Annotated in this window: 23 protein-coding genes; 1 reads left to right on the forward strand and 22 read right to left on the reverse strand. The window is 29.5% G+C overall.

Annotation, left to right across the window (positions count from 1 at the left end):
• The 5 genes from VJI77_RS06970 to VJI77_RS06990 form a co-directional block, all read right to left on the reverse strand.
• Positions 1 to 1,032, reverse strand: coding sequence for a SufB/SufD family protein (locus VJI77_RS06970; protein WP_323988876.1), 1,032 nt, complete (start codon positions 1,030 to 1,032; stop codon positions 1 to 3).
• A gap of 11 nt (positions 1,033 to 1,043) precedes the next feature.
• Positions 1,044 to 2,459, reverse strand: coding sequence for a Fe-S cluster assembly protein SufB (gene sufB / locus VJI77_RS06975; protein ID WP_323988877.1), 1,416 nt, complete (start codon positions 2,457 to 2,459; stop codon positions 1,044 to 1,046).
• A 2-nt stretch (positions 2,460 to 2,461) separates the two neighbouring features.
• Positions 2,462 to 3,202 carry a Fe-S cluster assembly ATPase SufC gene (sufC, locus tag VJI77_RS06980; RefSeq protein ID WP_293440441.1) on the reverse strand — a complete coding sequence of 247 codons (741 nt, stop codon included), beginning with the start codon at positions 3,200 to 3,202 and terminating at the stop codon, positions 2,462 to 2,464.
• Positions 3,203 to 3,299: 97 nt separating this feature from the next.
• Positions 3,300 to 3,659, reverse strand: a complete 360-nt coding sequence (locus VJI77_RS06985; RefSeq protein WP_009354411.1) for a hypothetical protein — start codon at positions 3,657 to 3,659, stop codon at positions 3,300 to 3,302.
• A gap of 2 nt (positions 3,660 to 3,661) precedes the next feature.
• The gene (locus VJI77_RS06990; protein WP_323988878.1) at positions 3,662 to 4,939 is read right to left on the reverse strand and encodes a DUF1576 domain-containing protein; all 1,278 of its coding nucleotides are present in this window, start codon (positions 4,937 to 4,939) and stop codon (positions 3,662 to 3,664) included.
• A gap of 480 nt (positions 4,940 to 5,419) precedes the next feature.
• Here VJI77_RS06990 and VJI77_RS06995 point away from each other — a divergent pair, with 480 nt between their 5' ends.
• Complete coding sequence (locus tag VJI77_RS06995) at positions 5,420 to 6,235, forward strand: hypothetical protein (protein ID WP_313961469.1); 816 nt, start codon at positions 5,420 to 5,422, stop codon at positions 6,233 to 6,235.
• Positions 6,236 to 6,423: 188 nt separating this feature from the next.
• Here the strand turns inward: VJI77_RS06995 and VJI77_RS07000 are convergent, their stop codons facing one another.
• The 17 genes from VJI77_RS07000 to VJI77_RS07080 form a co-directional block, all read right to left on the reverse strand.
• A complete protein-coding gene (locus VJI77_RS07000; protein ID WP_323988879.1) occupies positions 6,424 to 6,951 on the reverse strand; it encodes an isochorismatase family cysteine hydrolase in 528 nt (175 codons plus the stop codon).
• 21 nt (positions 6,952 to 6,972) lie between these two features.
• Positions 6,973 to 8,061: a type II secretion system F family protein gene (locus tag VJI77_RS07005; RefSeq protein ID WP_323988881.1), complete on the reverse strand. Its 1,089-nt coding sequence runs from the start codon at positions 8,059 to 8,061 to the stop codon at positions 6,973 to 6,975.
• Between the two features lies 1 nt (position 8,062).
• Positions 8,063 to 9,253 carry a GspE/PulE family protein gene (locus VJI77_RS07010; RefSeq protein WP_323988882.1) on the reverse strand — a complete coding sequence of 397 codons (1,191 nt, stop codon included), beginning with the start codon at positions 9,251 to 9,253 and terminating at the stop codon, positions 8,063 to 8,065.
• Between the two features lie 8 nt (positions 9,254 to 9,261).
• Positions 9,262 to 10,068, reverse strand: a complete 807-nt coding sequence (locus VJI77_RS07015; RefSeq protein ID WP_323988884.1) for an HAD family hydrolase — start codon at positions 10,066 to 10,068, stop codon at positions 9,262 to 9,264.
• A 46-nt stretch (positions 10,069 to 10,114) separates the two neighbouring features.
• A complete protein-coding gene (glmS, locus tag VJI77_RS07020; RefSeq protein ID WP_323988886.1) occupies positions 10,115 to 11,941 on the reverse strand; it encodes a glutamine--fructose-6-phosphate transaminase (isomerizing) in 1,827 nt (608 codons plus the stop codon).
• A gap of 210 nt (positions 11,942 to 12,151) precedes the next feature.
• Positions 12,152 to 12,601, reverse strand: a complete 450-nt coding sequence (locus tag VJI77_RS07025) for an ASCH domain-containing protein (RefSeq protein WP_323988887.1) — start codon at positions 12,599 to 12,601, stop codon at positions 12,152 to 12,154.
• A gap of 335 nt (positions 12,602 to 12,936) precedes the next feature.
• Positions 12,937 to 13,221 (reverse strand): CC/Se motif family (seleno)protein, encoded by a 285-nt coding sequence (locus tag VJI77_RS07030; RefSeq protein ID WP_264175399.1) that lies wholly within the window; start codon positions 13,219 to 13,221, stop codon positions 12,937 to 12,939.
• A 63-nt stretch (positions 13,222 to 13,284) separates the two neighbouring features.
• Positions 13,285 to 14,241, reverse strand: a complete 957-nt coding sequence (locus VJI77_RS07035) for an RluA family pseudouridine synthase (protein WP_323988888.1) — start codon at positions 14,239 to 14,241, stop codon at positions 13,285 to 13,287.
• An 89-nt stretch (positions 14,242 to 14,330) separates the two neighbouring features.
• Positions 14,331 to 14,915, reverse strand: a complete 585-nt coding sequence (locus VJI77_RS07040) for a TetR/AcrR family transcriptional regulator (RefSeq protein ID WP_323988889.1) — start codon at positions 14,913 to 14,915, stop codon at positions 14,331 to 14,333.
• A gap of 94 nt (positions 14,916 to 15,009) precedes the next feature.
• The gene (gene fusA / locus VJI77_RS07045) at positions 15,010 to 17,070 is read right to left on the reverse strand and encodes an elongation factor G (RefSeq protein ID WP_293440461.1); all 2,061 of its coding nucleotides are present in this window, start codon (positions 17,068 to 17,070) and stop codon (positions 15,010 to 15,012) included.
• Positions 17,071 to 17,218: 148 nt separating this feature from the next.
• Positions 17,219 to 18,052: an RnfABCDGE type electron transport complex subunit B gene (locus tag VJI77_RS07050; RefSeq protein WP_293440463.1), complete on the reverse strand. Its 834-nt coding sequence runs from the start codon at positions 18,050 to 18,052 to the stop codon at positions 17,219 to 17,221.
• Positions 18,053 to 18,062: 10 nt separating this feature from the next.
• Positions 18,063 to 18,638: an electron transport complex subunit RsxA gene (rsxA, locus tag VJI77_RS07055; RefSeq protein WP_293440465.1), complete on the reverse strand. Its 576-nt coding sequence runs from the start codon at positions 18,636 to 18,638 to the stop codon at positions 18,063 to 18,065.
• A complete protein-coding gene (rsxE, locus tag VJI77_RS07060) occupies positions 18,638 to 19,252 on the reverse strand; it encodes an electron transport complex subunit RsxE (RefSeq protein ID WP_293440467.1) in 615 nt (204 codons plus the stop codon). The genes rsxA and rsxE overlap by 1 nt, the downstream gene beginning before the upstream one ends.
• Positions 19,253 to 19,262: 10 nt before the next feature.
• Positions 19,263 to 19,841 (reverse strand): RnfABCDGE type electron transport complex subunit G, encoded by a 579-nt coding sequence (locus VJI77_RS07065; protein ID WP_009355019.1) that lies wholly within the window; start codon positions 19,839 to 19,841, stop codon positions 19,263 to 19,265.
• Entirely contained in the window at positions 19,841 to 21,298 is a 1,458-nt protein-coding gene (locus VJI77_RS07070) for an RnfABCDGE type electron transport complex subunit D (protein ID WP_323988890.1), read from the reverse strand. The genes VJI77_RS07065 and VJI77_RS07070 overlap by 1 nt, the downstream gene beginning before the upstream one ends.
• A 10-nt stretch (positions 21,299 to 21,308) precedes the next feature.
• Complete coding sequence (gene rsxC / locus VJI77_RS07075; RefSeq protein ID WP_009354505.1) at positions 21,309 to 22,634, reverse strand: electron transport complex subunit RsxC; 1,326 nt, start codon at positions 22,632 to 22,634, stop codon at positions 21,309 to 21,311.
• Positions 22,635 to 22,935: 301 nt separating this feature from the next.
• A partial coding sequence (locus VJI77_RS07080; protein WP_323988891.1) for an Ig-like domain-containing protein occupies positions 22,936 to 25,827 on the reverse strand: 2,892 nt, incomplete at its 5' end.

Below are 25,827 nucleotides of genomic sequence, written 5' to 3' on the forward strand. Positions count from 1 at the left end.
TTATACCTCCGAAAGTTTTTTGGATAAAGTTGTATAAACTCTCTTTCTTATTTCTTCATTATCTATCAAGTCAATAGTTTCAGCAAATTTTGATTCTAAAATCAATCTCTTTGCTTCTGATTCGCTAAAACCACGGCTCATAATGTAAAATAGTATATTTTCATCAATTTTCCCCGCACTCGCTGCATGAATTCCTTCAACATCATCTTCAGTACAAAGCAAAATCGGAACTGCAACATTTCTTATATCATCTGAAAGTAATGTTACATATTCTTGTTCAGAACCTTTAGAAGTAGATGATCCACGCTTAAAGTCAATAGTTACTCTACAAGTCTTTTGAGCTTTGTCAGCTAATGCTCCCTTAATCGCCAAATCATAATTTGTAGCACGTCCTCTTTGAGTTGCCACATAATTAAAATCTAATTTTTGTTCGTTTTTGCCGAAATAAATAGAATTTACATTGACATTTGAATTGTTATCAACGAGATCTCCTATATAGGAAACATAATTTTCTCTGCCTCCTAAATCGACTTGAACAAATTCAACATTTGCATTTTCTTTAACTTTGTAATAAACGCTTTGAATACTCAAAACATCTAAAGAAAATCTTTGAGAAATATAAATTTTTACATCACTGTTTTCTTCCGCTTCAACTTCTATAATAGAATGTCTAAAACCTTTAATATTTTCATCTGAAAAATAGTCCAAAGTCAAGTTTAAAGTTGAATTTTTTTCTGCTCTTATTTTTATAATATCAACTAATTGATTATTTTCTTCATTTAATTCTAACGAAACAACTTGATTTAAAGAATTTTCTTTTGTTGAAACAAAATCCAATTTAAGATTTGTAAATTCATTTAATTTTTCAGTTATTTCATTTGAAAAAGAAAATTTTTCATAAGAAAAAATAAGATTTTTGCTTTCACTCTTAATTAAAGAATACTCTTTTGGATTTAAATTAGGTAATTGTACTTCTGTATTATTAACTCTTGTTGCATTCCAAGTATTACTTGGTATAAAATTTCCTCTCATACAGACACCCCCTAACCAATAGTTCCTTCAAGTTCTAGATTAATCAAAGCATTCATTTCAACAGCATATTCTAAAGGTAATTCCTTTGCAATCGGTTCAGCAAAACCTCTAACAATCATGGCTTTTGCCTCTTCTTCAGGAATACCACGACTCATTAGATAGAAAATTACATCATCGTCAATTCTACCAATTTTTGCTTCATGACCTAAGTCAATATCTGATGTTTGAATATCTATTACAGGGATTGTATCTGATTGAGATTCTTGATCCAACATCAAAGATTCACAAGTTACAGTTGATTTACAACCTGGACAATTTGGTTTTACACTTACAAGTCCTCTGTAAATAGCAACTCCATTACCCTTTGATATGGATTTTGAATTTATTGATGAGCTTGTTCTTGGAGCAGCATGAATAACTTTTGCTCCTGTATCTAAGTACTGATCTTTACCTGCAAAAGTGATTCCTGTAAATTCACTCTTTGCTCCTTCTCCTCTCAATACACTCATCGGATATAGTAAACTTACCTTTGAGCCAAAGGATCCAGAAACCCATTCAATAGTTCCATTTTCATCAACAATTGCTCTTTTTGTATTTAAGTTATACATATTTCTTGACCAGTTTTCAATTGTAGAATATCTTAAAGTTGCATTTTTCTTTACAAAAAGTTCAACCGCTCCAGCATGAACATTTAAAACATTATATTTTGGAGCTGAACAGCCTTCAATAAAATGACAATAAGCTCCTTCCTCAATGATAATTAAAGTATGTTCAAATTGTCCCGCACCCGGTGCATTAAGTCTGAAATATGATTGTAAAGGAATACTTACATTAACCCCCTTTGGAACATAAACAAAGGAGCCACCACTCCAAACTGCATAGTGTAAAGCAGCATATCTATGATCTTCAGGTTTTATGCAAGTCATAAAATATTCTTTTATTATATCAGGATATTCTCTTACGGCAGTTTCAAAATCAGTGTAGATTACACCTTGATTTTTCATTTTTTCAGTTAAGCTATGATAAACAACTTCACTGTCGTATTGAGCTCCAACCCCTGAAAGTTCTCTCTTATATTCAGCTTCCGGAATTCCAAGAGCATCAAATGTACCCTTAATATCTTCAGGTAATTCATTCCAATCTCCACTCATTTTCGCATCCGGACTGATATAAGTTGTAATTTCATTTATATCAACAGGAGATAAATCAGGTCCCCAATTTGGATTTTTAGACTTTTCAAAAACTTCCAAAGCTTTAAGTCTTAAATCTAACATCCATTCTGGTTCATTTTTCTCCTTAGAAATTTGTTTAACAATATCACGAGTTAAGCCTTTTTCTGTTTTTGAAGAGTATCTTACCTCGTTTTTTATATCATAGACACCTCTGTCCATTTCTTCTACTTGTGTTTTTTTTCTTTCTGATGTCATAACTACACCTCTTGTTCAATCCATAAATAACCTTCTTTTTGAATTTTATCAATCAAAGAAGCATCTGATGTTTTAACAATTTTACCATCATATAAAACATGAACATAATCCGGTTTAATTCTTGATAATATTGCTCTATGATGAGTTATGATTAAAATTGATTTATTTTCATTTTTAAATTTTTCAACATTTTCTGAAACAATTCTAACAGCGTCAATGTCAAGACCTGAATCTGTTTCATCCAACATTACAAATGTAGGATTTAACATTACCATTTGTAAAATCTCTGTCTTTTTCTTTTCACCACCTGAAAAACCAACATTCAAATATCTTTGAGCATAGGAAGTATCCATTGTTAAACTTTCCATTTTTTCTTCAAGCTCTTTTTGAAACTCAACAACACTTTCTTTTTCTCCTGTTATTGACATTCTTGCAGCTCTAATAAAATTAGAAACAGTAACTCCAGGTACTTCTTCAGGATTTTGAAAAGACATAAACATTCCAAGTTTTGCTCTTTCATCAGCTCTTAATTCATTTATGTTTTCGCCCTTGAAAAATATGTCGCCTTTTGTAACTTCATAGTTTGGATGAGCCATAATTGAATTAGTAAGAGTAGATTTTCCTGCACCATTAGGTCCCATAATAACATGAACCTTTCCTTCAAAAATATCTAAATCTATACCTTTTAAAATTTCTTTATCTCCAACATTAACATGAAGATCCTTTACCTCTAATATTTTCATATATGTTACTCCTTATAGTAGTTTTATTTAGCATAATTGTAATACCCCATAGAGCAAGACAATAAACTAATATGTACAATTCACCAAATACTAAAGGCTAGAAATTTCTAACTAATAAAATAGTCAAAAGACCATCATCGGAATAAGAAACTATAGCTTCATCAACCATAGAGCCTAATGCATCTATATTTGATATGTCACTTGAATTGCTTCCTAATCCTATTAAATTATCATAATAATTTTCAAACTCAGGAAGTCTTGCAGAATTCGAAATTCTATTTAATTCTTCTAAATCTTTTGGCTTTATTTTAACATTTCCCTCAGCAATAACTCTTAGGGAATCTTTTTCTATTTTAAAATCTATTTTTAAATTTTGAACTCTTTTACTAAAATAATAATGAACAAGTCCACTAACTATTAACTTAGCACAATTTTCTTCATTTTTTATTGTATTCAAAATTATTCCTCTCCTTTATTATAAAAAAATCTCGAATTTCTAATTGACTCAAAAATTGGAACTAATGTTGCCGCTACAAAGCCTCCTGAAAAACCATTGTTATAAAGGTTTAAGCCTCCATGCAAGACACCAACACTAGAAACAATTGATACATGGCAGAAGCCTGCAAATATTCCAGCTATAAAACCATACTCTCCAGCAACCGGAGCTAAATTTGTTGCAAATAAAATAGTAACTGTTGCAGAAACACTATGTGGATCATAAATATTTAAAAAGTACGCAATTAATGTTCCTACAAGAATAGGTAATACATTTCTAATATGTTTACCGAATATTCCAAAACCAAAAATGGTAAATATACCACCAAGAACCGGTCCGTTTAAAGGTTGATTCATAATTAACACATAAGTAGTATATATAATTCCAAGTGCAGACATATTAATCATGCTGACACCTCTACCATAAATATTCCCAAAATCAGATGGAGCCCTACCACTATTCTTTAATAAATTTCCTAAATTTTTAAAACTAAATCCATTTAGATAAAATCCTAAAACAAAAACTATAGTAAAAAATATATACATTATAATTGCAATTCGTAAATTTCCAGCACTTACAACATTTACATTTTTTACTTCTAAATTAAAAGATTTAAAAACTCCTTGAATGAAAAGACCAATAACTCCACATGTAAAACCAATATTATATAGGCTGTAACCTTGATGGAAACGTAAAAATGATGCAGAGAGTGCAGGAATAATCATTCCAATAAAAATCCCAACTGAATAAGAAATAAGTAATCCTTTAAAAAACGGAAGTCCAATTCCAAAACATAAATAACTTACAACCGGACCTAGAGCAGTACCAAACAGACTATTCATTGTCAAAGTATTAAATTTTAAACCTTCGATTTTACCATAAAGGTAAACTCCAAAAGTTATTGGAATTGTATTAAATAGATTTTTTCCAAAAAGAGAAAAACCAAAAAGCGTAAAAAGTGCTGCTATAATAGGACCTGTCAACAATTGTTGTCTTTTCCACAATACAAAAGACGCAAGTAACATAAGAAGACCAGCATTTAAAAATGTTGCTCCTATTCCTCCTACTGCCATGTAATCAGTAAGTAAATGACTTGGAGATTTTAAAATATTAATATATCCGTATAAAATTTCTTTAGGACTGTCAAAAAGAAAGCCTACAGACATCGCTAAAATAGAAAATACAAATATCGCATCATATCTATAATGGTTTTTTACATATATTTTTTCTCTACTCAACACATTTCCTCCAAAATTTTCTCACATATATTGTATCATATTAGAAAAGAAATGTGAATAACTAAAGTACTTAAATATAAAAAAGATTATAAAATTTAGTGTCGACAAAAAAATTATTTATTTTCTTATCGATATTTATTATTAGTAACAAGCCTTAAAAATTATATTTTAAATAATTATATACCTTAAAGACGTTTTCGTCGTTAATTAAATTATACAACTTATGTTAATAATTTTCAAGAATTATACTGAACTTAATTATATATAATATTTTACATTATTTTCATATTTATATATAAATTCTTAATAATAAAGTTATATGAACTAAAAAACTATATAAATTAATGTAAAACAAGCCTGCTTTTTTAGGTTATTTTATTATGAAGGTATTGAAAAAAATTTATATTTGTTTATAATAGATAATAGAATTTGTATTTGTGTTTTAAATTACACAATATAAAATGGAAAAGGAGATGAAAATTTATGAAAAAGAAATTAATTGCTTTATTCTTAACAGGTTTACTTGTCGTAGGTTGTGGAAAACAAGAAGCTAAAAAAGAAGGATTAAGTCAAGAAAAAATCGAACAAATCAAAAGTAAATTAGGCAATGAAGTTGAAATGGATTCAAAAAAAATATTGACTAAAAAATTAAAACTTCAAGAATTAAAAGATGAAGAAGTAGCTGAAATGATAAAAGTTTATGATTTTAACTATAATCAAAATGCACTTAATGCAGCAAAAAATTATAAGAAACAAGCTGAAGAAAAAGGAACAGAACTTACAGAAAAAGATTTAAAATCATATTTAACAGAAGAAAAAGAAACTACTGGTGGTTTTACTGATGATGAAGTAACTTATGCTATTTCAAAAACTGATCTTAATAACTCACCTTTAGTATTAAAAAGCAAAGACGATACTTGGGAGGTAAAAGGAAAGTTCAAATTAAAAATTAATAGCGTAAAAACTACAACTGAAAGAAATAGATTTACAACTAAAAAGCCCGCTAAAGTTGTTTATATAATTTACTCCTATGAAAATTTAGGCTATAAAGGTAAAGGACAAGATTTATATATAAGACCAGCTTTAGTTGTTGATGAAAAAGGGGAAAATGCAGATACATATCCATTGAATGTAGAAAAAAAGGTATCACCTACTCCAATCGGTTCAAAAACAACTGGACAAGAATGTTATGGCTTAACTAATGACAGTAAAAAAATAAAGATTAAATTTGAACATAATGATGATTCAGATTATAACAAAAAATATAAAGTAACATATGAACTTGATATAGAAGATTAATACTACATTATGGAACAAAAAAGCAAGTTATTTTAACACTAACTTGCTTTTTTTTATTGTGAAATAACTAGGTTACCAGATACCCACCCGATGTGAACCATCGTTAAAGGGTGGGGTTCTTATTGCGAAGCAACAAGGTTCCCGGGTTCCCACCCGATGCAAAGCATCGTGGAAGGGTGGGGTTCTTATTAAATAAATTCTTCTTTATATTCATCTAAATACAAAACATTTACCATATTTGACCAATTTAGTATTGACCCTATAAAATCTTGAATATCCAATCCAGGCATTTCATAAGTATTTTCATCACAAACCGTTCCAGTTGCATCTTCTATAAAATAGACCTTAAAATTTTTATCAGCAGCAACTATAGACGTAAACAAACAACAATATTCAGTATTAAAGCCACAAATAACCAATTCTGTGATGCCTTCATTTTTTAAAATTTTTTCAAGATTAGTATTGAAAAATGAGTCCGGCTTACTTTTCTCAACTATATATTTTGCATTTATATCAAAATTATCTATTATTTCAATACCTTCACAATTTTTGTATAAAGGGCTTTCAACATTTTCATCAAGATGTTTTGTAAAAATAATTGGCATATTCTTACATTTAAAATCCTCAATCAACCATCTAATTTTATCTATTTCATTACTACAATCTCTTTGACTTATTATCCCTTTCTGTAAATCAATTACAAGTAATGCTCTCATATATTACCTCCATTAAAATAATTACTCTATACTTATTCCATTTGATAAATCAAAAATTGGTATTGCTATTGCAAATACAATGAATGCTACAAATAAGGAGATTAAAACTATTATTAAAGGTTGTAAATACTGTAAAATTTTATCAACTGAATAATTTATTTTTGAATCATAGTATTCCGTTGCACTCTCTAGTATTTCAACTAAATTTTCACTGCTTTCTCCTATTGCAAGCATGTTTATAAATGCGAGATTAAAAATCAATTCGTCATTTAAAGATGTTGAAATTAAATTACCGCTTTTTATTTCTAAAATCGCCTTTTCCAAATGTTCTTGTATAAATACATTTCTAGTAGAATTTTTTATTATCTCCAAGCTATCAACTATATTTATATTTCCATTAAGCAAGATAGTAAAATTTTTTGCAATTACAGAAGTTATATAGTTTTGATAATGCGATTTTATATATGGAATTTTAAATAGCAATTTTCCAAAAAATCTTCTAACTTTATATTTTTTTAAAATTAGTTTTAGAAATAGGATAAAAACCAAGATTCCTAAAATAATATAAAGATAATTATATTTAACAAAATCAATGCTTTTAACTAAAAACTTTGTAATAGCAGGTAATTCAATATTGCTATCTTCAAAAATATCTAAAAATGTCGGTATAACATTATTCAAAAGAAAAATTAAAACTATAACTGTAACCGACAATAAAATAAAGGGATAAGTTAATAAACTTATAAGTTTTTGTTTAAGTTTATACTTTTTTTCATAGTACAAAGATAGATATAGAAAAACTTCAGATAGTCTTTCCGAACTTTCCCCTGATTTTATCAAAGATAAAAATAAATTGTCAAATTTATTGACTTTTAAAAAGGAGTTATATAAATCATGTCCCTGCAATAAATTTTCATAAACTTCTGAAAAAATTTTCTTTAAATTTTTATTTGGCGAAGTTTTTGAAAGCAAGTTTATAGTTTCTGCAGTATTAATATTTGATTTTAAAAGAAGTCCTGCCTCTTTTAAAGAAATACTTAAATCTAATAAATTGTGTTTATTTCCTATTTCCATATTCAAAATATTAAAAACTTTTTCTTTAAAGCACATTTTAAAATTCTCCTAATGAAAATAAAATTTTATTTACTTCCTCAAAACTCGTTATTCCATCTGCAATTTTTCTTAATCCGTTTTTATATAAACTTTCATTTCCGTTTTTCTTAAAATATTCGTAAAGTCTTACACTATTACAATTTCCATTTATTATTTCTTTTATTTCATCATCTAAAATTAAAGATTCCAAAATTAAAGTTCTACCAATATATCCTCTATTACAATGTTCACAACCACATTTTTCATAGATATATTCAGGTGTTTCAAGATTATTTTTCTTAAAAATCTCTTTTTCAAAATTTGTTAAATCTCTTTTAATTTTACATTTTGGGCAAAGTTTTCGAACCAGTCTTTGAGATAGAATTGCTATTACACCCGAAGAAATAACATAATTTTCTATTCCTAAATTCAAAAGTCTTATTATTGCCGAAACCGTGTCTGCAGTATGCAAAGTCGTAAAGATAAGATGACCTGTTATTCCCGCTCTTAGAGCAATATTTGCAGTTTCTCTATCTCTCATTTCTCCAACTAAACCGACTTCAAAATCTTGTCTTAACATCGCCCTAAGACCTGTCGCAAAGTCAAGTCCCAAAGCCGAATTTATATTTATTTGATTTATTCCACTAATTCTAACTTCAACCGGATCTTCCAAAGTAATTATGTTGATATTTTCATTTTGTAATTTTTTTACAAATGAATACAATGTAGATGACTTTCCACTTCCCGTAGGACCACTTATAATTAGAACTCCGTTTGGACTTTTTATTATATTTTCAATTAATTGTCTTTCTTCATCATATAATCCTAGATTTTCTATGTCAATTTTAAAATTTCCAGCATTTAAAATTCTCATTACAATTTTTTCGCCCAAAATTACAGGAACTGATGCAACTCTAATGTCAACTAAATTTCCATTAAAATCAAAATCCAGTCTTCCATCTTGTGGCATTCTCTTAATTGTAATATCCATTTTTGAAATAATTTTTATACGAGAAATAATGATGGGAGCATTAAAACTATTTATTTGATGGACATCAATAAGTTCTCCATCTATTCTGTATCTTATATAAAAATTATCTTCTCTAGGTTCAAAATGTATATCTGAAGCATTATTTTTAATTGCATTTAAAATAACTTCATTTACAAAACTTTCCACATTTTCGATTTTTTCAACAAAATTCTTTTCCATAATTTCCTCTAAACAAATTTTCTTATGGCTTTTGCAACCCCGTCATTTTTATTCGTATCAGTTATATAATCAACATTTTTCTTAACATTTTCCATTGCATTTCCCATTGCAACAGAAAGTCCACAAATATTTAACATAGGTATATCATTTTCTCCATCGCCCATTGCAATAGTTTCTGATATATCTATATTATTTAGCCTGCATATTTCTTTTAAGCAAGAGCCTTTATCCGTATCTTTTGCCATTAACTCAAGAAAAAAAGGAAGAGAAAAAGAAATAGTGTATTCATTCTTTATTGTATCAGTAAATTTATCGTCCAATTCTTTTAATACATCATATTCCTGACAAATTCCTATTTTCAAAACTTTTTCTTCCAATTTATTATCTTTAATATATTGTTTTACATCTTTAACTCTAGCTATTTCAGGATTTATAAATTTAGAAATAATTTCAACATATTCATCTTTTGAATCTTTGGTAAAAATAAAATCCTTCAAGAAAATAATAGGTGAAAAACCGTTATTTTCAATAATATCTAAAATATCAAAAATATACTTTTTTTCTAAACTCTTTACAAATTTTGGAACTTCACTATAAGTTGTAGAAATCAAACTGCCGTTTAAAGCTCCATAGTAAGTATCTAAATTTAAATTTTTTAAAATTTCTTTTACTGTAAATTCTTCTCTACCTGAGATAAATGCGATTTTTACACCTTTACTCATAGCATAAAATAAGCTATCTTTAACTTCATCAGATATTTCATGATTTTCGTTAAAAGTAGTGCCATCCATATCAAGCGCTATTAACTTATACATAATTTTCTCCTTTATATAAAAAAGGGACTTCCCAGTCCCTTTAAATCTATTCAACCGTAACAGATTTTGCTAAATTTCTTGGCTTATCAACATCATTTCCCTTAGCCAATGATGCATAATAAGCAATAAGTTGACTTGCAACAACCGAAATTATAGGCATTAAAATTTCTATAGTACCTGGAATTAATATTCTTTCATCAGAAACATCAAGATTGTTATCTAAATGAGTTATTTCAAAAACTTTAGCTCCTCTAGCTTTAACTTCTTTTACATTTGAAATAATTTTTTCATATAATCTTTCTTGAGTCGCAATTACAAAAACAGGTGTACCGTCCTCAATCAATGCAATAGTTCCATGCTTTAACTCTCCAGCTGCAAAGCTTTCAGTATAAATATATGAAATTTCTTTTAATTTCAATGCACTTTCCATAGCAGTATAGTAGTCAAGACCTCTTCCTAGATAGAAACAAGTAGTCTTATCCTTTAATTCTAATGCAATTTTTTTGTAAATTTCTGTATCTTTTAATAATAATTCTATCTTACTAGGCAATTCCTTTAAATGATTAATTATATTCTTATATTCATCGTCAGAAATTGTTCCTAAAATTTCTGCAAATTTCAAAGCAATCATATATAAAGCTGTAACTTGTGTTGTATATCCTTTAGTACTTGCAACAGCAATTTCAGGACCTGCCCAAGTATAGAATACATTGTCAGATTCCCTAGCTATTGAAGAACCTACAACATTTGTGACACTCAAGATAGTTGCTCCTTTTGCTTTAGCTTCTCTAAGAGCAGCTAAAGTATCAGCAGTTTCTCCGGATTGACTGATTATTATAACCAAAGTTTTATCATCAATCATTCTGTCGGAATATCTAAATTCAGAAGCAACATCAACAATTACTGGAAATCTCAAAGCCTTTTCTAAAATTTCTCTACTTACAAGACCTGAATGGTATGCTGTACCACATGCAACAACATAACATTTATTGAACTTTTTCAAATTTCCTTCTAATAAACTTTCCATTCCATCTAAGATTAATTTATCATTTTCATTTAATCTTCTACGGAAAGTTTCTTCAATTACTTTTGGTTGTTCGTAAATTTCTTTTAACATAAAATGATCATATCCGTCCTTAGTAGCTGATTCAACGGACCAATCAATATGTTTAATCTCTCTTTTTACAACATTATTTTTTTCATCATAGATAGTATATTTTCCATCTTTAAAATGAATTAAATCGCCGTTTTCAAGATAGATAACATCTCTTGTATATTTTAAAACTGCAATAACATCTGATGCAATATAAAATTCGCCATCTCCAATACCTACAATCAATGGACTTTCTTTTCTTGTTCCAATAAGTTCCTTAGTATCTTGTCTTAAAATGCCAAAGGCATAACTACCCTTAACCTTTTCTCTCATCTTAAAAACAGTACTCAAGAAATCTCCATCATCCAAGTCTTCCAATAATTGTGGAATAACTTCAGTATCAGTTTCAGATTTAAAAACAAAATTCTTCTTTAAAAGTTCTTCTTTCAAAAGTAAATAATTTTCTATTATTCCATTATGAACAACTGCAAATTTTGAATTCATACTCAAATGTGGATGTGAATTTTCATTTGACGGAATTCCATGTGTAGCCCATCTTGTATGACCTACTCCAATATTTGAAATTTTATTTTTATATTCACTTTCTAATTTTTCTCTTAAATTACTAATTCTTCCAACAGTTTTAACAACATCTATTTTATTATTATCTAAGAACGCAATTCCTGATGAATCATATCCTCTATATTCTAAAGTTTCAAGTCCATTTAAAATTATATCAATGGCATTTGAACTGCCAATATATCCAACAATACCGCACATAAAATTTCCTCCTAACAATAATTTTACTGCTACTTATTCACATATTTTATCATATTTTACAATTATTTTCAAGTGACAAACTAGCTTAGATTGATAATTCAATTATCTTACTATTCTATTGATGTAAAATTATTAAAGTTGAATTTACATAATAATCATAATAAAGGCAACAAAAAAACAGTAAAACTTTTAATTTACTGTTTTCATTAATTAATACACTTTTTCAAATACTTCACATACCATTGGAGCTTGTTCATAAAATTCTTTCCCTGAGTTTTTAAATTCTTCCTTAAAAAATTCATCATGAACTCTTTTCCAATACTCATAACTCCTATCGCCCTCACCTTCAAGAAAAGCATGATTAGATGATATTAAATTATATTCTAAAATATATACCTCTCTTGTTATTGTAATACATATAGGCTCCCCTGAACCATCTAAAATAATATTGTATTCACCAACCTTTGGAATATCTTCATCTTCTTCATATAGCTCATAAGCTCCAGTTGTGGCAGTTTTAATTCCCCTATTTACTAAATCAGCTAACTCATCAGCCATTTCTTTGGTATTTCCAAAACTCCACGCTTCATATTTTGTATCTATAGGAATATTTTTTTCCTTACAAAATTTTTCCCAATATTTTTTAATTTTATCAGACATAATCTTTAACCTCTAAAAGTTATTTTATAATTGCTATTAAATATTCCAAACCGTAAAAATTTCCAGAAGAAATTTCAACAAATGCATCTTTTGGAATTTTTCTACTTACATATACATTATACTCATCAACTTCAAAAAAATCAAAAGAATTTGTATTTTTTGGTATACCAATCGAAACCGACGGTTTTAATTCCGTTGGGCAATTTCAGTTGCTCCAACCTTTAAACTCAACAATTATATCTCTTTGATTTTCTCTTAAAAGTTTCACAGCTTTATTATTTACAACAACTTTAATAAAAATCACTCCTAACAAAAAAGGCTGAATTAACAGCCTTTTAAACAATTATTCCATTAACTACTAAATTTTCCATAAAAAGAAAACTCATAGTTGAAACATTAACAGTATCATTAACTGCTTTAATTCCATTCATAAGATACACATCAATTCCATCTACATTTTCTAATGTGTATTTTTCTACATCTAAAGGTCTACCTAATGAAGCCATTGGTTTAAAAACAGTACCACTTCAGGAACTACAACCTTTAACATCAACAGTTATAACACTGTTATTTTTGCTATTCAAAAATTTTTTTGCTTTTTCATCAATTATAATTTTCATAATACTCTCCTATAATGTTCTATAAGGAAAATATACCCATCACAAAAGTTATATAACTTTTTATCAAAATATTTTTCGAATTATATTTTTATAAAGATTATCCATTGGAGCAAAAAATTCTTTATTATTAAGATAACTCAAATCTCCAGTAATATTTTTAAAAATCATCGTTTCCGCATGTAAAAATTGACTTCTTAAATTAAAATTATCTCTAAAAAACTTATTAACTTTTGCATTTCCATATTTAATATCACCAATAATACAAAATCCCTTACTACTTAAATGACTTCTAATCTGATGTGTTCTTCCAGTAATAAGCTTTATTTTAAGCAGACTAAAATCATCATTATTTTGTTCTACATAAACTTCTGTTATAGATTCTTTCCCATTTCTAGAAATTGAGGATTTGTTTTTTTCTTCATCTTTTTCAAGCTTTTCATTAATTACAAAATTTTTCTTAACCTTTCCGCTTACTATGGTTTTATAATACTTTTCAATAGATTTTTCTTTTATTTTATTTAACTCTCTAAGGGCTTTAGAATTTTTAGCTCCTACAACAAGACCTGAAGTATTCCTATCTAGTCTGTTGATAATCGCAGGAACAAAGGTCTTTTCAGCTCTTGGATTATAATCTCCCTTTTCAAGCAAATATCCAATCATAAAATCCACTAAATTATTTCCATAATCTTCTTTAGATGATGCATGGGACAATAAATTTTTAGGTTTATTCATAACAATAATATTTTCATCTTCATAAATAATGTCTAGTTTTTTTGAATAAGAATATTTTTTTGATTTCGAAACAATCAGTTTTTCAAGTTCTTCCTCATAAATAAAAATATTAATCACATCATTTTCAGCTAAAATATAACTTGAGTCAACCTTTTTTCTATTAACTTTTATCTTTTTTGTTCTCAAAAATTTTTGAATCATAGAAGTACTTGCATTATTCAAATATTTTTTTAAAAATCTATCGATTCTTTGTCCAGAATCATTTACATTAACTTCAATATCTCTCATAATTATCTCACTTTTTTTAAATTTCAATTCAATTAAAACAAATTATAAACCATATAATTTTTTATGTCAATGAAAAAAGAGCAGTTATATTACTCTTCTAAATTTTTTAGATAATCATAAATAAAATTTTTAAGAACTACTCTGTTCTTAGAAAATGAATTTTTTGCAGTTAATATTTCTCTTCCTAAAATTAGACTGTTCATAAAGTCTGTTAAAAAATCATATTCATAATAATTAAAGGAAAAACCAAACTTTTCATAAATTTTTTTTAACTCAATGAAAGTTTCTTCTTTCAATTTCAAGAATAATTTTTCTAAATTTTCATCGTATTGCTTCTCTTGAAGAAACATAACGTAAACTTTAGAAAGTTCATTATCATCTAAAATTTTATCCGTCATCATTTCGGCGACAGCGTCATATTTGTTCAAATTTTTATTAGTTGTCAAAAAATTATCTACTATATTATATCTATATTCACAACCATCTTCCATTAGGTCATAGAGCATATCAGAAGTACTTTTATAATATCTATAAACTCCACCCTTACTCATTTTGCTCTCAGCAATGACATCTTCCATAGTTGTGTTATGAAATCCCTTACTAAGAAATACATTTTTAGCAGCATATCTTATCTGCCATTTTCTTTCCTCTGCAGGTAATCTTTCATTACGCATATACTCTCTCCTTTAGTTCTTCATATGTAAAAAAATCCACCCTTATATAATGTGTTATATCGTAGAAGGGTGGATTTTATAATTATCTACTTATCTATTTTTCTGCTTTTGATTCTTCAATAATCTTTTCAGCAATATTTGTAGGGACTTCTTCATATCTATCAAATTCCATAGTAAAGTCTCCTCTTGCTTGAGTCATTGATCTTAAATCTATAGCATATTCAAAAAGCTCTGAATGTGGTGCTTCTCCAATAACAAGTTGAGTTCCATCTTCAAGCATTTCCATACCTAAAACTTTTCCTCTTCTCTTATTCAAGTCACCCATTACATCACCCATATAGCTTTCTGGAATTCTAACTTCAACTTTCATTATAGGTTCAAGTAAAACAGGATTAGCTTGTTCCATACCTTTTTTAAATGCTAGAGATGCAGCAATTTTAAATGCCATTTCGTTAGAGTCAACTGGATGATATGAACCATCATAAAGAGTTGCCTTAACATTTACAACAGGATATCCCGCTAAAATTCCTTTTTCAAGACTATCTCTGATACCTTTTTCAACAGCTGGGAAGTAATTTCTAGGAACAGCTCCTCCAAAAACTTCTTCAGCAAATTCAAACTCTTCTGTAGTTGGTTCAAATCTCATAAATACATCTCCGTATTGCCCTGCACCACCAGATTGCTTTTTATGTTTTCCTTGAACATCAGACTTTCCTTTAATAGTTTCTCTATATGCAATTCTTAAAGGAACAATATTTGTTTCTACACCATAAACATTTTTTAGTTTATCTAAAACAATTTGAAGTTGAACATTTCCTTGTCCACCGATTAAATGTTGTTTTGTTTCTGCATTTCTTTCAGAAACAAAACTTGGATCTTCTTCATGTAATTTATGAAGAGCTTGAGAAATCTTATCTTCATCATTTTTAGATTTAGGTTCAATTGCAAAATAAAGATTTGGTTTAGGATACTTAATCTTCTTATAAAGAGTTTTATTTACTTTATCACAAATAGTATCACCTGTTTCTGTTAAATTAAGTTTTGAAACAGCTCCAATATCCCCTGCAATAATTTCTGATGTTTCTATTTGAGTTTTTCCTCTTAAGAAGAAAAGTCCAGCAGCCTTATCTAATTCATCTTTTGTTGAATTAAAAATTTCAGTATCTTTAGTAATCTTACCACTCATCACTTTGAAAATTGAAATTCTTCCAACAAATGGGTCAACAATAGTCTTAAAAACAACTGCTGAGAAAGGTTCATTAACATCAATCTTTCTAACATTATCATCTTCATTTCTAAAGCCTCTTTTTGCTCTTTCATCATTTGGAGCAGGCATATAATCAGTAATAACATCAAGTAACATATCAATTCCGGCTCCTGTTGTAGCAGAACCACAAATCAAAGGAACAGCAGAACCATTTAATAATGCACTTGTAACACCCTTCATAAATTCTTCATGACTAAATTCTTCTCCATCGAAAAATTTTTCCATAAGTTCATCATCTGTTTCTGCTACAACTTCCACTATTGTGTCATAAACATGATTTACTTCTTCAATTCTTATTTCAGGGATTTCAACTTCTTTTCTTTCAAATCCATCATATTCATAAGCTTTTTTATTTAAAACGTCAATAATACCTTTAAAATTTTCCCCTTCGCCTAAAGCAAGTGTAAATGGAATAACTTTTTTACCAAAAGCTATGTGTAAATCACTAACTACTTTCGCAAAGTTTACATTTTCTTTATCCATTTTATTTACAAAAATAATTCTTGGTAATTCAATACTTTCAGTATATTTTAAGACCTTTTCAGCTCCTACTTCTATACCATTTTGTGCATCTAAAACAACCAAAGCAGCTTCAGATGCTCTTAGAGAACTATAAACTTCTCCACTAAAATCAAAATACCCCGGAGTGTCAATTAAATTTATCTTAAAGTCTCTCCATTCAACTGGTGCAATAGCAGTTGAAATAGAAACTCCTCTTGAAATTTCTTCTTTATCAAAGTCAGTTACGGTATTTCCGTCCTCAATCTTACCAAGTCTTTTCAAATTGCCTGTTTTATAAAGTAAAGCTTCACAAACTGAAGTCTTACCACTGGCACTATGTCCGACTAACGCAAGATTTCTAATCTTTTCTGTAGAATATGATTTCATATCTAATTCCCCCTAACATATTGTAAAATAGATAAATTAATACCTTAAAGATATTATAATATGGAAATGTTTTCAAGTCAAGTTTTTTTATAAAAAAACTATTATAAAAGCAAACATAAAAAAGAGCGAATATTTTTCGCTCTTAAGTTTATGCTACTTCATTTACTTTTTCAGCCATTTTCTTAATTAGTCCTGGATGAATTGCATTTGTAGGACATTTATCCGCTGCTTGTAAAAGTAAATCTTCGTCTAAACCATGTTTGTAATTTAGAACAGCCAAATTGTTTTCGATAACAAATGCTTCAGGATATACTCTTGCACACATTTTACAACCAATACATCCAACTTTACAAGCATTTTTAACAACATTTCCAGCTGCAAAACTCTTACATTTTACCATAACTGTTTGTTCATAAGGAACTAACTCAATTAAGTTCTTTGGACAAATTTCTATACATTTGTTACATGCTGTACAATTTTCTTTATTTACAACTGCAATCCCATTTATCATATCTATTGCATTGAATCCACAAACATCTTGACAAGTACCGCAGCCTAAACATCCATAAGCACAAGTCTTGCTTCCCCCTTGCATTGAGTTGTTTACTCTACAATCTCTAATGCCAGTATATATGTATTTTTCTTTTGCAAAATCTTTATCTCCTTGACACATTACACAAGCTACCATTCTTTGAACTTCGCCAGCTTCAGTTCCTAAAAGTTTTGCAAGTCTTACAACTAAGTCAGCTCCACCAACAGGACAAGCATTTATTCCTGCAGTTCCTTCCGCAATTGCTTTTGCAAGACCATCACAACCCGGAAATCCACAAGCACCACAGTTTGCTCCTGGTAATTCGTTTCTAACTTGTATAACTTTTTCATCTACTTTTACAAAAAATACTTTTGATGCAAATCCAAGTATCAATGCAAATACAATACCTAAAATACTAAGTAACAAAACTGGTATCATTATATCATTCATAATCTCACCTCTATACTAATCCCGCAAATCCATAAAATGCTAAAGACATAAGTCCAATGGTAATTAATGTAAGAGGAACTCCTTCAAGATTTTTAGGAACTTCTGTTACTTCCAATTTTTCTCTTATAGAAGCCAAGCAAACAATAGCTAATAAAAAGCCTAGAGATGCTCCTAAACCATTAAATATTGTTTCTAACAAATTATATTCTTTTTGTATATTTGTAATTGCAACCCCTAAAACTACACAGTTTGTTGTTATAAGTGGTAGGAAAACCCCCAAAGCATTATAAAGATTTGGACTCATTTTTTTAAGTACCATTTCAACAAATTGTACTAAAGTTGCTATTACAAGTATAAACACGATTGTTTGTAAATATTCAAGACCTAAAGTATCCAATAACGTCTTTTGAATTACCCAAGTTACAGCACTTGAAATAGTAATTACGAATGTAACTGCCATACCCATACCAAATGCAGTTTCAACTTTATTTGATACACCAATCAGTGGACAAATCCCCAAGAATTGTCCTAAAACATAGTTATTTACTAAAATTGATGCAACTAAAATTTTTAATATCGTAGCCATTAGTTACCTCCTTCTTTTTTAGCATTAACTTTTTTACTTAACATATTGAATCCTGCTACCAAAAGTCCAAGAATAATGAAAGCTCCTGGAGCTTGTGTGATAACACCAATACTTACATAATTTTTCCCAAGAATTGGAAATCCTAACCAAGTTCCATTACCTAAAACTTCACGAACACTTGCTAGTACAATCAATGCACAAGTAAATCCAATTCCTTGTCCTACTCCGTCTATCATTGATGAAAAAACTGAATTTTTTGATGCAAAAGATTCTGCTCTTGCTAAGATTAAACAGTTTACTACTATAAGTGGTATAAAAAGTCCTAAACTATCATAAAGTGCAGGTATGTAAGCTGATAAGAACATTTGTACCAATGTTACGAATGTAGCTATAATTACTACATAAGCAGGTATTCTCACTTTATCTGGAATAAATTTCCTAAGGCTCGAAATTACAATATTTGAACAAGTTACTACAAATATTACTGATGAACCCATACCTATCGCATTTACAACACTTGTTGTTACGGCTAAAACAGAACACATACCAACAAGTTGAACGAGTACAGGGTTGTTTGAAAATATACCATCAAAGAAAATCTTTTTTAATTTCATATCATCCCTCCTACTTTGCAAGTTCTTGTAATGCATCTATTGCTGCATTTAGTCCATTTAAAACTGCATTAACACTTATTGTTGTTCCTGTTATTGCTTGAATATCATTATCTGCATCTGGATGTAAATTTTTTACTAGATGTTCAGTAACTTTGTTTCCGACAACACTTTTTGCATATTCATCAGTCGTTACTCTACTTCCAAGTCCAGGTGTTTCACTATGTTTTAAAACTTTAAACCCAACTATAGTTTGACTTTCGGTATTTACAGCCATAAGCATTGAAATATCTCCACCATAACCATTTTTTCCTAATGTTTTAAAAACATATCCCACAGTTTTATCTGATTTCTTCGCAACTTCTATTTTTTCTATATTTTTTATCTTTGTTTTTATTGTATTAAGTTTTTCTTCTTCTAAAGTTTCAAACTTATCTGCATCAGAAAAAACTTCCTTCAAAGCTGCCTCATATTGAGCCTTTTCTCTTGCTTTAATAACCGGAGAAGTAAAACTATTTGCAAACGCAAGGACGAAACCTGCAATTGCAGTAATTATAAACAATCTGACTGTCAATTTAATAGTTTCTTTCATTACTTTTTAACTCTCCCTTCTCCAAAAACTTTAGGGACACAATATTTTTCCAAAAGTGGTGTTAAGATATTCATAAATAGAATAGAATAACTTACACCTTCAGGTAAATTACCAAAGTTTCTTATAAGTGCGGTAATTATACCACAACCCATAGCGAAAAATATTTGAGCTTTTCTATTAACGGGAGCTGATACATAATCAGTAGCCATAAAGAATGCCCCTAATATAAGTCCACCCATTAAAAGTTGAACTGGCAAATCAGCTATTGCTGTTCCTGTAAGAGCTAAAACAACTGCTGTTGTAGATATAAATACTAGTGGAATTCTAAGTTGAATAACTCCTCTGTATAATAAATATCCAGCTCCAATCAATAAGCATATAGTTGAAACTTCACCGATACAACCTCCTCTAACACCAATAAATGCTTCAAGGAAATTAACTTGAGTTCCCTTTGATAAAGGTGTTGCAAAAGTTGTAGCATCTAGTGAAGAATAAGTTGATGAATTTATTAAATTTGAAATTGTTGTATTAGGTGCAGCATAATTTGCCATTGCTGTTGGGAATGACGCCATTAATGCAGCTCTTGCAGCAAGCGCAGGGTTCATAAAGTTCATTCCCAGTCCACCGTATAATTGTTTAACAATTATAATAGCGAACATACTTCCAAGTGCAACCATCCAATATGGAATTGTAGATGGCACATTGAAAGCTAAAAGCATTCCGGTAATTACTGCTGAATAATCTTTTATAGTAATTGGTCTATGTGTTAATTTTTCATAAACATATTCAGAACCTACAGCAAAAACTACAGATACTAATGTAACTAATAATGCTCTTAACCCAAAGAAATAAATTCCAGCAAGTAATGTTGGTATCAAAGCTATAACAACATCTCTCATAACAGTACTTACTGTTGCTTCACTTCTTAAATGAGGAGATGATCCAACAAATAATCTCATTTGTGGTTCTTCGTTACGTCCTCCTCTTGCGAATCTTTCTCTTCTTTCCCTTGTAGGTCTTTCTTCTGAAGAATCTCCAGCTTCAGCAGATCTCTCTCTTCTTTCTCTTGCAGGACGTTCTGCCCTCTCTCTAGGTCCTCTTGGAGTTCTTTCTCTTCTTTCTCTTGCGGGTCTTTCTGCCTTCGCTTCTTCACCTGATTCTGAATTTTCTACAGTTTCAGAACTTGTTGATACATCATCAGATGCAACTCTTGATCTTCTTTCCCTTGCAGGACGTTCTGTCCTCTCTCTAGGTTCTCTTGGAGTTCTTTCTCTTCTTTCTCTTACAGGTCTTTCTGATTTTGTTTCTTCAGTAGTTGAAGCTGTTTCAATATTTTCACCTTCAACTTCTTTTACTTCTTCAACATTTTCAGTTATGACTTCAGTTTCTTTTGTATCTATATCTGTTCCCTTTTCCAATTCAGAAGGGACTTCAACTTTTAAATCTTTTTCGTCCATAGTACCCTCCTTATTCTCTCTTTCCTTTACCTTGTTTTCTAACTTCAGCTTTTCCAAGTCTAATAGTTTCAACTAAAGGTCTATTTGACGGACAAATATATGAACAGGATCCACATTCAATACAATCCATTAAATGTAATTTTTCAGCTTCTTCAACTCTATGCTTCAAAGTATATAGCTGTAAATACAAAGGCTGTAAGTATACAGGGCAAATATCAACACATCTACCACATCTTATGCAAGGACTTACAGCTTTAGGAGCGCTTTCTTCCTGAGTCATAAAAAGTAGTCCACCCATAGGTTTACCTGTAGTTACATTAGGAGTATATTGAGTTTCACCCATCATTGGTCCACCTGAAATAATTTTTCCAGGTTCACTTTCATATCCTCCAATAAATTCTACAATATCAGAAACTTTTGATCCTACTCTAACCATAACATTTTGTGGATCTTTTAGTGCATGTCCTGTCATAGTAACCAACTTTTCATATAGAGGTTTCCCATGTAAAACAGCATCATTAATAGCAATCGCAGTATTGGCATTTATTACTCTTATTCCAACCGCAGAAGTAGAAGCTCCTGAAGGTACAACTATTCCGGTTGTAGCTTGGATAAGCCTTTTTTGATCACCTTGAGGATATTTAGTCTTTACAACACTTACTGTTACCTCAGGATAAGATTTTGATGCTTCTTTTAACTTATCAATAGCAAGTGGCTTATTATCTTCAATACCTAATATACCTTTTTTTGCCCCCATTGCTTTCATTGCTAATAAAAGTCCCATAACAACTTTTTCAGGATATAATTCCATCATAAGTTGATCACTTGTTAAATATGGCTCACATTCAGCGCAGTTTATTATTATGTAGTCTGTAACTTGTCCTTCTCTAGCAGTTAACTTAACATGAGTAGGAAATCCTGCACCTCCAAGTCCGACAATTCCGGCTTCTTTTATGGCGTCTATTATGTCTGTCGCGCTTACTTCATCAATTGTTAAATTCTTTTCTTCATATCCCAATTCGTCTAAACCATCATTTTCGATAGTTACTCCTTGACACATAACACCTGTTGCAGTCATAATCTCATCAATAGATTTAACTTTTCCACTAACACTTGAATGAACATTTGCAGAAATAAAAGCTGAAGCTTCACCAATTTTTTGCCCAACTTTTACTAAATCATTCTTGCTAACCAAACAAGTAGCGGGTGCACCTGAGTGTTGTGATAGAGGTATGGTTACTATCTTAGGTACAAAACCAAAATTTATTGGCTTCGAATTAGTCAACTCTTTAAAGTCGTGGATATGCTTTCCACCTTTAAAAGTGTTCACACTCACTTTATTCACCTCTTTTTTCATATCACAATTTTTAAAACTCTCTGTATAAACAAAATTAATAATAAAAAAATTGCTAGTACAGAAAAACTAAATTTTAAAAACTTGTATTCATAATTATTTTACATCATTTTTACTTCAATGTCAATTTAAATTTAGACAGCAAATCGATTAATAATCTTAAAACTTCCACAAATTATTCTTTTTTAAATAAAAAAATTTTATTGATTATTATACAAAAAAAGATTGGGGTTTTAATTCCCAATCTTTTCTTTCTTTTTATCAAATATTAACTTTTAAGAAACTATTTCTTTCTCTTTCTTCTATATCTGATCTTCATTCCTCCAAGTGTCCCAGCTGATAATCCTAGTAATACTGTATATAATCCTGTATTTACTCCATATCCTGTCTTTGGTACTTGTGGTCTTGGTCTTAATGGTGTTGGATTTGTAGTTTCATTTGTTTCATAATTATTATTTCCATCTACTACATTCGCTTTGTTTACTATCTTTTCGCCATTTACATTGCTGTTTACTTTTACTTTGAAAGTAACTTCGAATGTTTCTCCATCTGCTACCTTTTCCTTAGTCCAAGTAATTTCTCCATCTTTGTAAACTCCGCTATTATCTGCAGAACCTTCTACATATGTTGTATGTTCCGGAATTCTATCCTTTATTACAACCTTTTGTTCCTTACCTGTTGTATTCTTGTAAGTTACTTTGTAAAGTAATTCTTGTCCCGCTTTTACTCCCTTACCATCAATACTTGTCTTATCGTCTTTACTATCAAAAACATCTTTTACTGGTTTTGTAGGTGTTGGATTTGTAGTTTCATTTGTATCATAATTATTGTTTCCATCTACTACATTTGCCTTATTTAAAATCTTTTCACCATTTACATTATCATCAACTTTTACCTTGAAGCTAACTGTTAAAGTTTCTCCATCTTCTACTTCTTTAACCCACTTTATTGTTCCATCTTTTTCTTTTCCATCATTATCTGCAGAAACGAATTTTGTATGTTCTGGAATCTTGTCAGTTATTGTTACAGTTTGCTTACTTCCAGTTGTGTTCTTGTAAGTTATCTTATAAACTAATTCTTGACCTGCTTTTACTTCATTGCCATCAATACTTGTCTTATCATCTTTACTATCAAAAACATCTTTTACTGGTTTTGTTGATGTTGGATTTGTTGTTTCGTTTGTATCAAAGTTATTACTTCCATCTACTACATTTGCTTTGTTTACTATCTTTTCGCCATTTACATTTTCATCTACTTTTACTTTGAAAGTAACTTCGAATGTTTCTCCATTAGCTACTTTTTCTTTTGTCCAAGTGATTTCTCCATCTTTGTAAATTCCGTTATTATCTGCAGAACCTTTTACATAAGTTGTATGTTCTGGAATTCTATCCTTTATTACAACTTTTTGGTCTTTTCCTGTAGTATTTGTATAAGTAACTTTATAAAGTAATTCTTGGCCTGCTTTTACTACTTGTCCATCAATACTTACACGATCATTTTGTGGTTCAAATACATCCTTTACTGGCTTTGTAGGTGTTGGATTTGTTGTTTCGTTTGTATCAAAGTTGTTATTTCCATCAACTACATTTGCCTTGTTTAAAATCTTTTCTCCATTTACATCATCATTTACTTTTACTTTGAAAGTAACTTCAAATGTTTCTCCATCTGCTACTTTTTCTTTAGTCCAAGTAATTGTTCCGTCTTTATATACACCATCATTATCCGCAGAAACAAATGTTGTATGTTCTGGAATCTTATCAGTAATAGTTACTGTTTGTTCTTTTCCAGTAGTATTCTTGTAAGTAATCTTGTAAAGTAGTTCTTGACCTGCTTTTACTTCTTTACCATCTATACTTGTTTTGTTATCGCTAGGTACAAAAACATCTTTTACTGGCTTTGTAGGTGTTGGGTTTGTTGTTTCATTTGTATCAAAGTTATTACTTCCATCAACTACATTAGCTTTGTTAAGAATCTTTTCGCCATTTACATTGTCATTTACTTTTACTTTGAAAGTAACTTCAAATGTTTCACCATCAGCTACTTTTTCTTTAGTCCAAGTAATTGTTCCATCTTTGAAAATTCCGTTATTATCTGCAGAATTTTCTACATAAGTTGTATGTTCCGGAATCTTATCAGTTATTGTTACTTTTTGTTCTTTTCCAGTTGTATTTGTATAAGTAACTTTATAAAGTAACTCTTGGTCACCTTTTACAACTTGTCCATCAATACTAATACGATCATTTTGTGGTTCAAATACATCTTTTACCGGCTTTGTTGATGTTGGATTTGTTGTTTCATTTGTATCGTAACTATTTTTTCCTTCAAGAACATTTGCCTTATTTAAAATCTTTTCTCCGCTTACATTGTCATCAACTTTTACTTTAAATGTAACTTCAAATGTTTCTCCATTAGCTACTTTTTCTTTAGTCCAAGTGATTTTTCCATCTTTGTAAACTCCATTATTATCAGCAGAGTCTTTAACATAAGTTGTATGTTCTGGAATCTTATCAGTTATTGTTACATCTTGTTCTTTTCCAGTTGTATTTGTATAAGTAACTTTGTAAAGTAGTTCTTGACCCGCTTTTACTTCATTACCATCGATACTTGTCTTATCATCGTTGCTATCAAAAACATCTTTTACCGGCTTTGTAGGTGTTGGGTTTGTTGTTTCGTTCGTATCGTAACTATTCTTTCCTTCAAGAACATTTGCTTTATTAAGAATTTTTTCACCATTTACGTTTTCAGCAACTTTTACCCTAAATGTAACTTCGAATGTATCTCCATTGGCTACTTTTTCTTTAGTCCAAGTAATTTTTCCATCTTTGAAAACTCCATTATTATCAGCAGAATTTTCTACATATGTTGTATGTTCTGGAATCTTATCAGTTATTGTTACATCTTGTTCTTTACCTGTAGTATTTGTATAAGTAACTTTGTAAAGCAATTCTTGTCCTGCTTTTACTTCATTACCATCGATACTTGTCTTATCGTCTTTACTATCAAAAACATTTTTTACTGGCTTTGTAGGTGTTGGATTTGTTGTTTCATTTGTATCATAACTATTATTTCCATCAACTACATTTGCCTTATTTAGAATTTTTTCGCCATTTACATTGTCATCAACTTTTACTTTAAATGTAACTTCGAATGTTTCGCCATTAGCTACTTTTTCTTT

The organism is Parvimonas sp. D2, assembly GCF_035282635.1.
In the GTDB taxonomy this organism is placed as follows: domain Bacteria; phylum Bacillota; class Clostridia; order Tissierellales; family Peptoniphilaceae; genus Parvimonas.

Excerpts from the sequence above, each read along its gene's own strand:
- VJI77_RS06970 (WP_323988876.1), bottom strand. The coding sequence starts at position 1,032 with ATGAGAGGAAATTTTATACCAAGTAATACTTGGAATGCAACAAGAGTT.
- sufB (WP_323988877.1), bottom strand. The coding sequence starts at position 2,459 with ATGACATCAGAAAGAAAAAAAACACAAGTAGAAGAAATGGACAGAGGT.
- sufC (WP_293440441.1), bottom strand. The coding sequence starts at position 3,202 with ATGAAAATATTAGAGGTAAAGGATCTTCATGTTAATGTTGGAGATAAA.
- VJI77_RS06995 (WP_313961469.1), top strand. The coding sequence starts at position 5,420 with ATGAAAAAGAAATTAATTGCTTTATTCTTAACAGGTTTACTTGTCGTA.
- VJI77_RS07000 (WP_323988879.1), bottom strand. The coding sequence starts at position 6,951 with ATGAGAGCATTACTTGTAATTGATTTACAGAAAGGGATAATAAGTCAA.
- VJI77_RS07005 (WP_323988881.1), bottom strand. The coding sequence starts at position 8,061 with ATGTGCTTTAAAGAAAAAGTTTTTAATATTTTGAATATGGAAATAGGA.
- VJI77_RS07010 (WP_323988882.1), bottom strand. The coding sequence starts at position 9,253 with ATGGAAAAGAATTTTGTTGAAAAAATCGAAAATGTGGAAAGTTTTGTA.
- VJI77_RS07015 (WP_323988884.1), bottom strand. The coding sequence starts at position 10,068 with ATGTATAAGTTAATAGCGCTTGATATGGATGGCACTACTTTTAACGAA.
- glmS (WP_323988886.1), bottom strand. The coding sequence starts at position 11,941 with ATGTGCGGTATTGTTGGATATATTGGCAGTTCAAATGCCATTGATATA.
- VJI77_RS07025 (WP_323988887.1), bottom strand. The coding sequence starts at position 12,601 with ATGTCTGATAAAATTAAAAAATATTGGGAAAAATTTTGTAAGGAAAAA.
- VJI77_RS07035 (WP_323988888.1), bottom strand. The coding sequence starts at position 14,241 with ATGAGAGATATTGAAGTTAATGTAAATGATTCTGGACAAAGAATCGAT.
- VJI77_RS07040 (WP_323988889.1), bottom strand. The coding sequence starts at position 14,915 with ATGCGTAATGAAAGATTACCTGCAGAGGAAAGAAAATGGCAGATAAGA.
- fusA (WP_293440461.1), bottom strand. The coding sequence starts at position 17,070 with ATGAAATCATATTCTACAGAAAAGATTAGAAATCTTGCGTTAGTCGGA.
- VJI77_RS07050 (WP_293440463.1), bottom strand. The coding sequence starts at position 18,052 with ATGAATGATATAATGATACCAGTTTTGTTACTTAGTATTTTAGGTATT.
- rsxA (WP_293440465.1), bottom strand. The coding sequence starts at position 18,638 with ATGGCTACGATATTAAAAATTTTAGTTGCATCAATTTTAGTAAATAAC.
- rsxE (WP_293440467.1), bottom strand. The coding sequence starts at position 19,252 with ATGAAATTAAAAAAGATTTTCTTTGATGGTATATTTTCAAACAACCCT.
- VJI77_RS07065 (WP_009355019.1), bottom strand. The coding sequence starts at position 19,841 with ATGAAAGAAACTATTAAATTGACAGTCAGATTGTTTATAATTACTGCA.
- VJI77_RS07070 (WP_323988890.1), bottom strand. The coding sequence starts at position 21,298 with ATGGACGAAAAAGATTTAAAAGTTGAAGTCCCTTCTGAATTGGAAAAG.